Source organism: Fictibacillus nanhaiensis (genome assembly GCF_049537595.1).
Classification (GTDB): Bacteria; Bacillota; Bacilli; order Bacillales; family Fictibacillaceae; genus Fictibacillus; species Fictibacillus nanhaiensis_F.
Genome location: NZ_JBMULM010000001.1, coordinates 97,864 through 111,473, shown reverse-complemented (window position 1 = coordinate 111,473; position 13,610 = coordinate 97,864). Strand labels below are relative to the sequence as shown.

10 protein-coding genes are annotated in these 13,610 nt (G+C 40.5%); 5 read left to right on the top strand and 5 right to left on the bottom strand.

What is annotated here, in order from left to right; genetic code table 11:
• Positions 1-145 precede the first annotated feature (145 nt).
• Positions 146-2,536, bottom strand: coding sequence for a beta-galactosidase (locus tag ACOZ9X_RS00475; protein ID WP_423416557.1), 2,391 nt, complete (start codon positions 2,534-2,536; stop codon positions 146-148).
• 772 nt (positions 2,537-3,308) lie between these two features.
• Between ACOZ9X_RS00475 and ACOZ9X_RS00470 the strand changes: the two genes are divergently transcribed.
• The 5 genes from ACOZ9X_RS00470 to ACOZ9X_RS00450 all read left to right on the top strand — a co-directional run bounded on the left by ACOZ9X_RS00470 (position 3,309) and on the right by ACOZ9X_RS00450 (position 7,979).
• Entirely contained in the window at positions 3,309-3,686 is a 378-nt protein-coding gene (locus tag ACOZ9X_RS00470) for a YwqH-like family protein (protein WP_423416556.1), read from the top strand.
• Positions 3,687-3,697: 11 nt separating this feature from the next.
• Complete coding sequence (locus tag ACOZ9X_RS00465) at positions 3,698-3,967, top strand: YwqI/YxiC family protein (protein ID WP_423416555.1); 270 nt, start codon at positions 3,698-3,700, stop codon at positions 3,965-3,967.
• 17 nt (positions 3,968-3,984) lie between these two features.
• On the top strand, positions 3,985-5,592 hold the full coding sequence (locus ACOZ9X_RS00460; protein ID WP_423416554.1) for a T7SS effector LXG polymorphic toxin: 1,608 nt from the start codon (positions 3,985-3,987) through the stop codon (positions 5,590-5,592).
• Positions 5,593-6,076: 484 nt separating this feature from the next.
• Positions 6,077-6,883 (top strand): hypothetical protein, encoded by an 807-nt coding sequence (locus ACOZ9X_RS00455; protein WP_423416553.1) that lies wholly within the window; start codon positions 6,077-6,079, stop codon positions 6,881-6,883.
• Between the two features lie 37 nt (positions 6,884-6,920).
• Complete coding sequence (locus tag ACOZ9X_RS00450; RefSeq protein ID WP_423416552.1) at positions 6,921-7,979, top strand: hypothetical protein; 1,059 nt, start codon at positions 6,921-6,923, stop codon at positions 7,977-7,979.
• Between the two features lie 59 nt (positions 7,980-8,038).
• Here the strand turns inward: ACOZ9X_RS00450 and ACOZ9X_RS00445 are convergent, their stop codons facing one another.
• From ACOZ9X_RS00445 to ACOZ9X_RS00430, 4 genes are all read right to left on the bottom strand, one after another.
• A complete protein-coding gene (locus tag ACOZ9X_RS00445) occupies positions 8,039-8,917 on the bottom strand; it encodes an ROK family protein (RefSeq protein WP_423416551.1) in 879 nt (292 codons plus the stop codon).
• A gap of 6 nt (positions 8,918-8,923) precedes the next feature.
• Positions 8,924-10,456, bottom strand: a complete 1,533-nt coding sequence (locus ACOZ9X_RS00440; RefSeq protein WP_423416550.1) for a DUF4127 family protein — start codon at positions 10,454-10,456, stop codon at positions 8,924-8,926.
• A gap of 18 nt (positions 10,457-10,474) precedes the next feature.
• Positions 10,475-11,434 carry an acetylxylan esterase gene (locus ACOZ9X_RS00435; protein WP_423416549.1) on the bottom strand — a complete coding sequence of 320 codons (960 nt, stop codon included), beginning with the start codon at positions 11,432-11,434 and terminating at the stop codon, positions 10,475-10,477.
• Between the two features lie 455 nt (positions 11,435-11,889).
• Positions 11,890-13,572, bottom strand: coding sequence for an ROK family protein (locus ACOZ9X_RS00430; RefSeq protein ID WP_423416548.1), 1,683 nt, complete (start codon positions 13,570-13,572; stop codon positions 11,890-11,892).
• Between the last annotated feature and the right edge of the window lie 38 nt (positions 13,573-13,610).

The window sequence follows — 13,610 nt, the reverse complement described above, 5'->3', positions numbered from 1 at the left end:
GCGGTGAGCCCCTTGCCGCTTTGCGCCTTTAAGGGTCTCACCTGACCGCTTGTCCCGCAGGAGTCTCACACCCTACACTCCAATCAACTTACTCGATGATGAGAATTATGAAATCACATCAGCAGTAATTAAAAAACAGCCTTACTTATGGTTGAATAGCGTTTGCGAACGCTGGTTGAAACCGGATGGATGCCGTGTCTTCTGTTGTTGAAATTAGCACTTTATAGGTGTGCTCTTGGACTTCCTCTATTGAAACCTCTTTGGTGTCTATAGGTTTCCAAGAGGGGGAACGGAAGACGAATTCTTCTTCTTTTTGAATTATTTTTATTGTGAGTGAGATCTGGTCTTGTTGTTGTAAGGTTTCATAGATTTCACCCGTTCCGTATTCGATGAACACCTCTTCGTGTAACGGTACGTTAACGGGTAGCATGAGGCCGCTTCGCATTGGAATCGAGATTTCTTTTCCACCGAAAAGGGTTGTTCCGTCGTACGTGATCGTCGTTGACTTCTTAAATTCGTCGAAGTTTTGAAGGAAGAAGAAATCTCCTTTTTCTGGTGAAGATCGAACGGTAATATCAAGCTCTTCTTCTAGTGTGAACCGACTCTGTATTCCAGCTCGTTTAGCGAGCTCAACGATGATGTCGTTTTGATAATGAAAGCCGTGATCCATGCCGATTCCAAACATATAGAGATGACCTTTGCCAAGCTGCTTTTCAAAAGCAATCACTTCGTTAGGCTTGTCCTCGATATGCGCGAACGCGCCATCAGTCGTCTCATAGATCTCAGCCCGGTCGATCAACACGTTGTCCGCCTGATCGATCTGACCAAACACGCGATGCTTTGTTTCTTTTACCGAAACGTTGATGTAGTCTTTTAAAATCATGCACGGTACGTTTTTCAGCGTTTTCGTTGGAATTCTCGGGAACAGGATCAGCTTTCCGCCGTTTTCTAGATACGTAACGAGCTTTTGCTGAATGTTTTCATCCATCCACTCTGTGGTAAACATCCAAAGAGAAGGAATCTTGCTAGGATCGATCTCGTCATCATCCTGCACGTTAATCGCATCATAGATGATGTTGTTCACGCGAAGTGCCTTTGCAATGCCGTTCGCCATAAAGGTTTCACAATCACGCTGGATCTGGTCGACCATGTGTTTCGTATGCTCGTCATGAAACTCAGTCATGTAATAATCCGGATAAAAACCGAGATGCGTATCAACGACTGGCTTCGTTTGTAGAAGTGAGCTCTCAAAGGTCTGAAGCATCTTTCCGATATGCTGAATCACAGGATAGTGCGGATTTTTCTGGCCCGACTTAGTGAGCGGCGCCTGCCAATCGTGGCGTCTTCCGAACAAGCCGATGTTTTCATAGTTCTCACCCGCACCAAACATGTAATAGTTCACACCGTTCATCCCGTCCGCGATACATAAGCGCGTCGTTAGATCAAACGTTGTCGGTTGGAGCTTCGGCTTGTCGTGAATGCTTCCACCTTGGAACTCTGCTGAGAAAAGCGGCTGCTCTTTCCATTGGATCGCTTTTGTAAAGGCGTTCGCTAAAACGATATCCACATAGCTGTCGTACTCGATGTTGCCGATATAATAATCACCAGCCATGAGCGTGTTCTCGATCTTAGCGGTCTCGAGCAATTGGGAGATGCCAATCGGATACATCGTTCCGCGCTTTAAGATATCGATTCCATGAAAGCCATGAATGTTTACGACGAATGGAACGTCGATGCCTTTATCTTCTGCTGATTGTTTCAGATGCTCGATGAAACGCTTGTAATGCTGTCTTAAAAAGAGTCCAAATTCATTTCTTAGAGCGTGAGCGTAGATTGCTTCAGGCTTTTTCGTCATGTTTTCCGCGAACGTTTGGATCTCACTGAACGGGATGCGGAATGTTTCTTGGAATGTTTGCTCTGTATAGTTCGTTCTCAGATGTTGTTGAAACTCTTGAAGTGTCGAAGTATTGAAATCGGGTTGGTTCGTTACCCAGTGGAACATCCCTACTTCGTTATCGAGCTGGAATAAGATAACCGGACCGCCATTCGTTACGAGAAATGGCTTAATAACAGCACACACTTTTTCATACCAGAGCTCTGTTTTTTCTAAAAACGTCGGGTGACTGTAACTCACGACTCGAGTCGGGTGAATCTCGCCAACGTTCGTTTTCGCTACCGCTTCGGGGTAGTTATCGATGAACCACGTTGGAACCCCATGATCCACGATCTCTGCCATCACATATGGACCCGGACGGACTAGACAGTACATCCCCTCTTCTTTTACGAGCTGCAGAAACGTATGTAGATCACGTTCTGGTCGAGAAGTTCCGGTAAGATCCGTAACACTTTCCTCGTACTCGTGAAATATCCACGGCACGTATGTGCTGATCATGTTCGCGCCAGCTTCTTTAACTTGCTGAATGCGTTCGCGCCAGTCTTGCTTCGGGATTCGGAAGTAGTGAAGTTCTCCTCCGAACAAGAAGACTTCCTGACCGTCCACGATCACTTTCTCATCTTTTATAGCGATGTTCTTCATAAATCACCTCTTCATCCGGTAAACCGGGGTACTGGAGTAAAAAATAGTTTAAATTCTGTGGGTGATGCGTTTGGGTATAGCCTTTCGAAACGTTTCGATATCGTGCAAAAAAATAGGATTTTCGGTAGATATAAACGTTTTGATTGTTGTTCGATACCTGAAATCCTCATTTTACCAATAGAAACGTTTCACTTTTCAATATTATAATCCAACTTGTAAACGGTTACAATATAATTTTTCTAAAAATTATGACCCGGTGATTGTCAAAACTGTTAAATTCAAACTATTTTCTTGGAGTGGCTGTGTTTTTACGGTACGTGTAATTTTATTTGTTACGCGTTCGCCGGTAAATCGCTTGTAACCACCTGTAACGGACTCACTTTCACCTACGATGAACGCATTTCCACCTTAACAGAGTCTCTAACCACCTGAAATGACACTACTTTCACCGATACAACACTAAACGAACTACTTTCCAAGCAAAAGCTGACCCTTATTCCGGGGTAAACATGCCTATCAATGGGAAACCTTTCCACGTTATTATTCGTATTACGCATAAATCGGTTCACTCCAATCCAAAGATCTAATCATTAGGTCCTAATAATGGTTAATAGTTATTAAAAACAGGGTTATATTTCCATAAATATAGGGTAAAAGGTCTTTAAAATATCATTTTTGCTTATTATTGGAATTTAGTACTAAAGGGCAATTTTTCCTATTGTCTATTACGTGTAAAATAGTTCAGTAACCATTTATTTCTGAGGTGAATGCAATGAAAGATAATTCTCAATTAATTATGACATTAAATAGTTCAATCTCTAACCTTACTGTACAGATGAATGATAACCAAGAAAAAATAAACTTATTACGAAAATCACATGCAGAGCTTACAAACGAACACCAAACATTTGATGAAAACAAGAGTCTCATTAATAAACCTTCACTCGACTCCTCGGTCTGGAACGGTAAAAGTGCCATTCGATTCAACGAGGAACGGTCAGCTATGGAGCAATCCTACGTTTCAATGAGTGGTTTGATCGAGAACCAGTTAGAGGATATAACGAACAAAATAAATGAATTGGAGAGTTCCAATGCATCATTAGCTAACTCGATTTCATCAAAAAGAACACAACTTTCCAACTTAAAATAAGGGGTGGTATTATGCCTGAGATCAAAGTAGTCAAAAGTGAGGTTGAACCTGCTTTTGCGGACTTGAAGAACAAGATACAAGCTTTAGACACAACTAATCCAAATTGTACGTTCTCCAAAACTCAAATGAATGTAACAACTAAAATGCTAGAAATTGAAAAGCTTTATTATGAAATATTAAGTAACTATAAAACGACATTGACATCTGTTGAAAGTGATGCACGGGAAAGTATAGAAGCCATTTTCCAAACCGATCAGAACCTTTCCAGAATTACTAAATAATGAAGGAGACTTAAAAGATGAAGGTACTCAAAGTTTCTGAAGTTTACCAAGAAATCGATCAGACCATCAAAAAAAAAGAAAGTGAAAAAGAACAAATCCTTGCCATCAGGAATGCATTGAATCATATCATTGAACTCGATGAAGGTTTAAAAGGAGAAGGTGGCGTAGCGATTAAAGAACATTTCACAGTTCTGCATATCCCCATTACACTCCTGCTTAATCAATTCTTAGATGAATACATAAATCGATTAAAGAAAATTAAGTCTCGTATCTCGAAATTTGAATCAGAAGATGCATTAATAACAGAAGAGTTCATCCTTCATGATGTAAAACAAGGACTTGATAAGCTAAAGCAATTTACGGAAGATTCCGCAGATGCTATTAACAAAATTACATCTCAAGTAAACCACCTTGTGAGCACTACCCCGCTTCATGCTAGTTCTTTTACTACTATCGTCGATCAATCTGTAAGCAATAATCAGAAGACGTCCGATGAACTGAACCAAATCGATGAAACCACGACAACCTCATTAAGTGAACTGTCTGATGGTTTGGGAGACATCTCTCAATTTGTTAAAAAAGTGAATAGCTGGTCTAGCGAAGGGATCATTCTAAGTCAAAAGACAATCACTGAAATTGAAGAATTTTTCATGTCGTCTGACACCATACAGAACATGATAGATGATGCGATCGAATTATCCGTTGAGCAAGGAGATTCTACGTTTATGGGGGATATTGCCTCATGGCTGGATCAACTAGGAAAAGCAACTGGGGCTTTAGATGTGACAAAAGGTGCTATTGCTTTCACCATTCTTACAACGAATATGCTTGAGCTTACAAGAGATGGTAAAGGTAATTTTATCGTTAAAGCTTCTCCTTCATGGGTAAAAGGAAAATCCAAAAAATATGAATCTAAGCTTGCTGAAAACATATATAAACTTCTGCAAAAAGGAGATAAAACATCTGGTAATCCTATTTTAAGATATCTTGGATCCTACAATAACAAGCCTAGTGGTTTATTAAGAGAATTAGTAGGCTTAGATAAAGGAACAACGAGAATTAACTTTGGTACGATGGTTAGTGATCATAAAGGCATATTTGTTTTTTCTGATGCTGACTTAAAGAACTATGCTCAAAAAATAGACGTAGCAAAAACGGCGAATCAGTTTAAGAGCATCGATGGGGTTACTACCATCGGTAAAAAATTACCCGTAATCGGTATTGCATTTTCTCTAGGAACGAATTCAGCAGAATTTTTCAGCGACGAAAACCAATACAAATCAAACTTTGAGAAATCAGGTCGTTTTGCAGCTGGAATCGGTATGGATGTTGGAATTGCTGGGTTAACTGCTGGTGGAGCTGCCATTGGCACGATGATCTGTCCGGGAATAGGAACCGTGATTGGTGGAGCCGTTGGAGCAGGAATCGGTATCGTCGGTTCGTGGGCACTAGAAGATAAGATTAAAGGTTGGGGCGAAGATGCTGGAAAATGGATTGAAGAAGATGGAGCAAAAATGTTATCTGATGCCGCAGATACCGTTACAGAAGCAGCAGATGCCGTTACAGATACCGTTACAGATGCTCTATCTGACGCCGGTGATTTTGTCTCAGGATGGTTTAGATAATCTGATTTTCGTTAGAGCCTAATCCTGAAGCATGCTATTCTAGTAATATCTTATAAATTTCACATCAAGGAAAGGAATCTTTATGACTACTAAATCCATCAGCATCTCTTTATCTATCCTTTTCATTTCAGTTTTGTCTCTTATTTTTGTAGGAATTGATATCCCCTTTCCCACTACGACCATCATGGTTTTATTATTAAGTAATGCCATCTTTGCTTTCTTTTCTATTTTTTTTCAACGGGGCATTATCGAACTTTACAAATATAATTTTCACACAGAAAAAAATGGAGTTATATCATTAGTCAACAAATACACGACATTTGCTCTTTTCGGTCTGAATTATGGAGCACAATCAGCTTTAATTCGTTTACCATTACTCATTAACAAGTTATTGTCGCTTCTTTTCTTTTTACTGTTGCTAGTTAACTGGTTGATCATACTCATTATATTTAATGGTTTACAATAATATTTGGAGGTCACTCTATTGAATACTTCAAACCCCATTTCACTCTCAATTAACGAATTAGTAGCTTCGCTCGCTTTATGTGGATATGACCGGCCAGCGAGTCAAATTATCAATGACCAGAACCTCATACAAGATGATGCTCAATTCGAGCGTTTCATTGAGCAATCTGAACAATTACTTAAACAGCGCGGTTACTGGGATGATACTAAGGACACAAAACTTGTACTTGGTTTAGAGAACACGATTCGCCTTCTTGTAAACTGTACCAAGAAAGTACGTATCGTGTATGGAGAGCGTGTTTTAAATATTCATCTTCTTAACGATAAATATGCTCTTTTTCAGGACGTAAATGATCATATGCATCATTTCACCTACTTTAAGCACACGGGTGACTACACAGATATGATAAATGAGCTAATTAGTCAAGAAGAAAACTCTAATAATCTTGATGACTATCAAACTGTTGAACTAACCTCTAACGTTTTTGATCAATTGCATACAATAGATCAATCTGTCCTACATGCCATGATCAGTGATTCTGATTTGAACGATTCATTCAGGAAGTTTTTAAAAGACTTTCAAAATAATGAACAACGATTAGACAACATTTCTTTTCTGACTACCAATTATGTAAAAGATCAAACAACAACGGATCAAGTAGTCTTTATGCTCCCTTCCGATCAATTGGTCTGGCACATTGATTACGAAAATGTTAGCGACGGAAAGATTTTTATCGTTCCTGTACCACAAGCTGTGTATACTGCTAAAATCAATGAAACGATTCAGTCATTTTTTCAACTGAAAATAACTGCAGATCAAAAATAAAGCTCCCTAAAGCAGGTTATTACAAGGAGAATTGCCCATGAACGATTTAGAAAAAATGATACTAACCTCTAAAGAACTAGCAGTTGCACTAGTATCATGCCAATATGAAAATGTTGCTCGTCGTATCATTCTAAAGGACGAATTAGTGAGTAAAAACAAAGAGGATATTACTGTTTTTGCAGAAGAAGCTGAGCAGTCTTTACGAGAAAAGGGATTATGGAATTCTCGGAGAAAAACTAAGCTTTCTCAAAATCTTGAGGATCTCATTCAAGCTCTAGGAACATCTACAAAAAATGTACATTTCACCCAAAATGAACAAGAGCTATATATCCATCAAATAAACCGTAATCAATATCTGAAGCAGCATATATTCAATGAAACCCATACTTTTACATACTTGGATCATACAAAGAGTCTTTCAAAAGAAATGATGAGTTTCTATGACCTGGACTCATCCGCACATTTTAACGATGAGCACCTTCAACCCATTCAAGTTTCAGACAAAGTTTACGATGCGTTACATAAACTGAAGAATGAAGAAGTAGAAAACATACTAAATAACGAAACGGCAAATGACTCCCTACGAGAATTTATTAGTTCGTTCAACAAAAATAATAAAGCTTTTAACCAAATGAGCTTTAATACCTGCAATCACAAAACGGGAGAGAACCAAAAGGACCAAGTCGCTTTTTCTCTGCCAGGTAATCAAATGGTTTGGCATGTAGATTATGAACAGATCCACGATCATATTGTTTACTTCGTGCCTGTACCGATCAATGATTACTTTAAAAAGATTGAAGACACCCTTGAAGAGTTTTTCTCTTCAGAAGTTGTGACAGTGCCTGTTCCCAAAAGTACACGCAAAAAACAAAATGGTAACCCCCCTAAGAAGGTTGAAGTCTTTTCCTTCAAGCGAGGATTTTCATTCTTCTGGAAAGCGAATTTAGTGTTGTTAGGGATGATGGGGTTCCTTTTACTAAACCAAGGATCATGGGCTGAGGATGCTCAAAAATATGTCATCCTGTTCATTACGGTTTCGGAAGCCATGATTCTTTTATTATCGTTTGCTAGCTGTTTACCTCAGAAAAACAAATGAAGCATTTGAATCACAAGATTCACAAAAAAAGCTGACTCTTTTTAGAGAGTCAGCTTAAATTATATATTCGCATATGCTTGTCTTGCCAACGCTAATGCCCCACACAAACCTGCGTTGTCACCCAAAGCTGGCGGAACAATATACGTATCAATGTAATCTTCTACATTTTTGTGTTGAATGTAGCCGTTTAACAGCTGAACCACCCCGTTTCGAACAAGTGGAAATAGGTGTTCTTGTTTCATTACACCACCGCCGATCACAATACGTTTTGGAGAGAGCACCAAAATGTAGTTTACAAGAGCTTGTGCGAGATAATAAGCTTCTAGCTCCCAAACACGAGAATCTGACGCAAGCTCCACACCCTTCTTTCCCCAGCGTGCTTCGATCGCGGGACCTGACGCCATACCTTCTAGACAATCACCATGAAAGGGACAGCTTCCTACAAAATGGTCTTCAACATGTCGCCTAACGAGAATGTGGCCCATCTCTGGGTGAAGCATCCCATGAACGAGCTTTCCTTCCGAAACGGCACCTACACCAATTCCAGTTCCGACTGTCATATACAGACAGCTATCTAGTCCTTTGGCGGCACCCCAAAGAGATTCTCCTAAAGCGGCAGCATTCACATCTGTATCAAATCCGATCGGAACATGAAAATGTTTCTTCAGTTCACCCACTAGATCATACTGATTCCAATGTTTTTTTGGCGTACTCGTTATGTATCCATATGTGGGACTTGAAACATCTAAATCAACCGGCCCGAATGAACCAACTCCTAGAGCATCCACATTTTTTTCCTTAAAGTAATCAACAACCAGTCTCATCGTTTCTTCAGGGGTTGTTGTCGGAATAGAGATTCTCTCTAGAACTTCTCCGTCCTTATTTCCGATTCCACACACAAACTTAGTGCCGCCTGCTTCAATTGCGCCTAATATCACAACAAATCACTCCCTACCTGTAGCATCCTTAATATCAAATGAGAGACCGCATTCAAACATTCGGTTCCATGGAGCAAATGTTTTCAAATTATTGATTTTAAACTTTTTAAAACTATGAAGAATCTGCTCATTAAATCTGCTTAACAAACGATCATTACGTTCTTCATTAACACGAACTGTTTCATCTTTCAGATCAAAATAATTCAACTCATATTTCGGCAGAAAATCTGCGTTCATTTCCATACGAATTTCTGCTTGATAAAAATAATCATCAAAAAGGTGGTAGATAAGGTTTTCTTGAATCTCCTTCTGTTTCCCATCAGCACCTAACACTCCTTGGCAGATGGTTGTACCTAGTGTATTACAATTCGTGTTCCATCCTTTGTACGAGACGAATTTATCAAGAATACCCTCTTCATCTAAAAGGGTTATCAACTCGCGGTCTCCACCATTGGCATATGCGGAATCCGCCACAATGACGTTTTTCCCTGAGTCGATAAAATGCTTAATCTGCTCCACAAACGTGAGCATATTTCGGAAACTTGTGTACGTGATGTCCTTTACATTCTGTTCCCATGACTCTTGCATCACACGGCCAGGCGTATTATATGCGAGCACGAGATCGGCATCCGTAGCACTATCCACTAACTGACACCCCGCTGCTAACACATGTGCTTTTAAACTTTCTGCAAAAGGACGATCTTCATACATCGGCACAAGCTGAGGGCCGAGCGTACTGCTCCAAATCGGGAAGATTTTAGGTTTCTGTCCTCGTAGATCATTGTAAACTCGAGATAGCAATGTAGCCCCTACTTCATCTGCACCAGGGTACATGTGAACATTTTTATATAAACGCAGCTGATCTCGTTTTGTCACCACAGCGCTTTGATCAATAGCTGTATATCCGTATTCAGAACTGTCATCCTGAGGAATGGATAAAAACGTTAACACGCCTTCCTTAACCAAATCTAGCATTTGTACATTTATGTTTGAATTGAACGCACGTCTCGTCTCATAGTCTTCAATATGCTCTTTTGGCAACTTAGCCTTGATCTCGTTAAGTTGATGCGTCTCAACTTCTGTTAACTGCTCGCGCTTCTCTTTATCCAACAAATAAGAGCGTAAAAACAATTCCCGACCCCAGTGTTCATAATAATCGGGTTCCTCGTCACTCGAACTGTATTTTGGCGTGCGCATGATCAAGTTCGATGCATAGATTCCTAGATTAGGATAATCGTGACGTAACGAGCGTAAGCGTTCCATCCATACCGTACTCTCTTTTTCGGTCAAGTAGTGAAGTCTGGATGGAAGGAGTCCGCCGTAAACCAACATATCAATGCTTAAAATAAGAGCGTCTACTTCTCCTGCCAGATTTTTTAGCCAGTCCCACAGTCCTTCTGTATTCGCTGCCTTCTTTTTATAACCTAGAAGTTCTGGACCAGGAACAAACAACTCTACATCATGTGAAGACTCCGCAATCATCTGAACATATGTGATGTTGCAAGGGCGTTCATCTATTGGTAAATAAGCTATTTTCATGCGTTTGGCCTTCTTTCGCTACATACTTTTTATATGATATTGAATAAATTTCAGCTTTTCTTCTTCATGAATCATAGGAACTTCGTGGCCGTATTCACGGTACGTTCTGATTTCCTTTGGCCCGCCTAAATGATGATACATAGCAAAAGCGCTTAACGGCGGACATACGGGATCGATCATTCCCACCGATAAAAGGACAGGACATGTTACAGTGCTTGCTAGATTCATCGCGTCCACATAACTAAGCGTATCAAAGATTTTAGATGATGTTTGATGCTGTGGATCGTGCACTTTAAAATAATGTGCAATCTCTGTATAAGGTCCTTCAGCAGCAAGGCCAACAGAACGTTCAAAGTCCGTCAGAAACGGAATGTCGCATAACGTTAAGGTGATGTCCTCTTGTAGAGCAGCAGTGGCAATGGCTAATCCTCCACCCTGACTGCCACCTTCCAGATAAACGTCCCTTTTTCCAGAAAGCTTCCGAACAACGTCAACACTTCGGTAACAATCCATATAAACGTATGTGTAATAATACTGGTCACGATCGAAAATCCCCTGTGTTAGCCAACCAGCTGCCCCGCCATTTTGATAAGAATTCTTATCCGCCGATCTCACACTCTGTCCTCTTACATCTACTAATAAAACGGGTATTCCCTGAATCACATGCTTAAACGTATAATGTGGCTGCAGCGTGTTCCAATTGTAGCCATGAAAGATGACAGCAGCTGGAGCGTCATTTTTCATGATTTCTGGAGTAACGTAAACACCGTGAATGCGAGAATTGCGAAATCCGCTAAAAGCCACGTCGTAGACTTTCACGCCCTGAACGCTGTATGCCCGCTCCTTCACTTCTACATTCAGCGGATACTCCTGATTTTCAACTTTTAACCCTTCCCAAAATGCATCAAAATCAGCTTTTTTCGTCTGTTTCGGTTTGTAGTTTTGCAGATGTTCCATCGCTTCATCGTATGCGTTCATGACCGTTCACCCTTCATACGTAAAAAGGAGAAAATATTTGATAGTGTCATATTTTCTCCTTTTCTTTTCAATTTGTTTTTTTAGGAAGTTATTATGCGTAAAAGTGCGGTTGCAAGCCTGCCAGTCGGCAGTTGGGCTTCGTTCTGCACCATAGTTCTGTATTATGTCTGTTTTTACGGTACGTGTTCTTATATTTATTACAAGTTCGCTCAAAGATGGCCGCTTTTCGCTCCAAACACCTTCCGTTTCGCCCCGTGGAACCCCTGTTTCGCTCCAACTGACCACCGTTTCGCTCAGTGGAGCCCTCTTTTCGCTCCAACAGTCCATAATACAAACTTCATGCCTCTCTTCCTGCTGAAAAACCCTGTCCCATCCTCAGTAAAAATGAAAGATCGGCTCATTTATATCAGAATGGTTCATTTTTAGCGTAATTGAAACGGAAATCAACTAGACTATTAAATAATCTCTTTTTGTTTCTCCGTATTATAGTCACTTTGCAGTTCTTTTAAAATAACATCCATCAGGTAGAATGCGGAAACCTCACAAATAGAGTTGTCATCACCCGCGATATCGTCTGTTGCTGGTATGAGTAGACGCGTATTCGAAACCTCTGATAACGGAGAATCCTGCTGGCTGGTCACTCCGATTGTTTCGCACCCTAACTTCTTTGCTTGCCTCAGCATACCAACCACTTCTGAGTCATAACCAGAAGCACTAAGTCCGATCACAAGTGTATGTTGATCTAATGTGTATGCCGACAATTCCATCTCATAGGCAGACGAGAACGTATCGGCTCTCTTACCAAGTCTCATCAACTTGTATTTCATTTGATCCGCGATAAAAGACAGCTTGTTTCCGCCATACAAATATATCTGTTCAGCGTTCGCAACTTGATCCTTTACTTTCTCTACATCCTTCAGCTCGTAAAGCGTATCAAATTTCTTCAGCATTTTTACATATGTCTCTTTAACACCTGTTAAATAATGACTTTCAGAGTGTTCAAAAAGTCTTGTGCTGACAGAAGCTTCCTTTGCCATCAATCGAAGCTTGTTGTATGAACCAAACTCAAGCTTTTGGCAGAAACGAGTAATCGTTGCTTCTGAAACGTCGATCTGCCGCGACAATTCTGAGATGGTTCTGTTCGGGAATGACTCTAGATTCGTGATAATGTATTTTGCGATCATCTGCTCGCGTTTCGTCAGCTTGTGTCTGTTCGATTCAATCATTGTCGTGATGCTCTTAAGCGGCTGCAGAGATTCTTGAAGCAAGAAATGTCGTAGAGCTCCAACCATACCAGCATTGTTTAAGTTGCGAGCGATCTCTATCTTTGTTTTTGCTAAAATGGCTGGAATCACATCGATCTCGAGCTGCTTCATGATTAAAGGCAGAAGGTAATCTTTTTGAGCTGTAATGCCTCCGCCGATAATAATCGTTTCCGGATTCATCATGTATGCAATGGTTGCAATCCCTTTTGATAGATAGTACACAAGGCGTTCGATTTCCTCAATGCATATTTCATCACCTGCTTGAGCCAACTCAAAAATCTTCTTACCATCAAGCTCAATTTCAGCTACTTCTTTTCGTTTAGCGACATTTTTTATTAAAACGCGAGTGGAAGCTAGTTCTTCAAACTGACCGCCTTCGATCGGAATATAACCGATCTCACCGCCACTAAAACTATGGCCCGTGTGCAGCTTGTTATCTAAAATGTAACTTCCGCCGATCCCTGTACCAATCGTCAGACAGAACAAGCTCTTCGAATCTTTTCCTGTACCGATCCAAGACTCCGCAAGCCCGGCACAGTTCACATCGTTTTCAACTTCTACAGGCAAGTTAAAGTGTTCCTCTAGTTCCTGCTTCAGTTTGGTTCCTGTATAGTTTGGAATTAAAGAAGAAGCAAACAGAATGACGCCTTCTTTGGAATCTACCTGGCCAGCCGTGCTGACACAGATACCGCTTATCTCATGCTTATCGATCAGCTGCTTCCCACATTGCTTCACTTTTTCGACGATAACGGGCCCGCCAAGCTGCGCCTCTGTTGGCACTTCGTATTTTTCGATAAACGTACCATCTTCTGAAATAACACCGTATTTAATTAATGTCCCTCCTATGTCAAATGCTACAAACTTTCTCATCATGATCACCTTCATTTTCTAAGGACGGAGTATTTGATCCC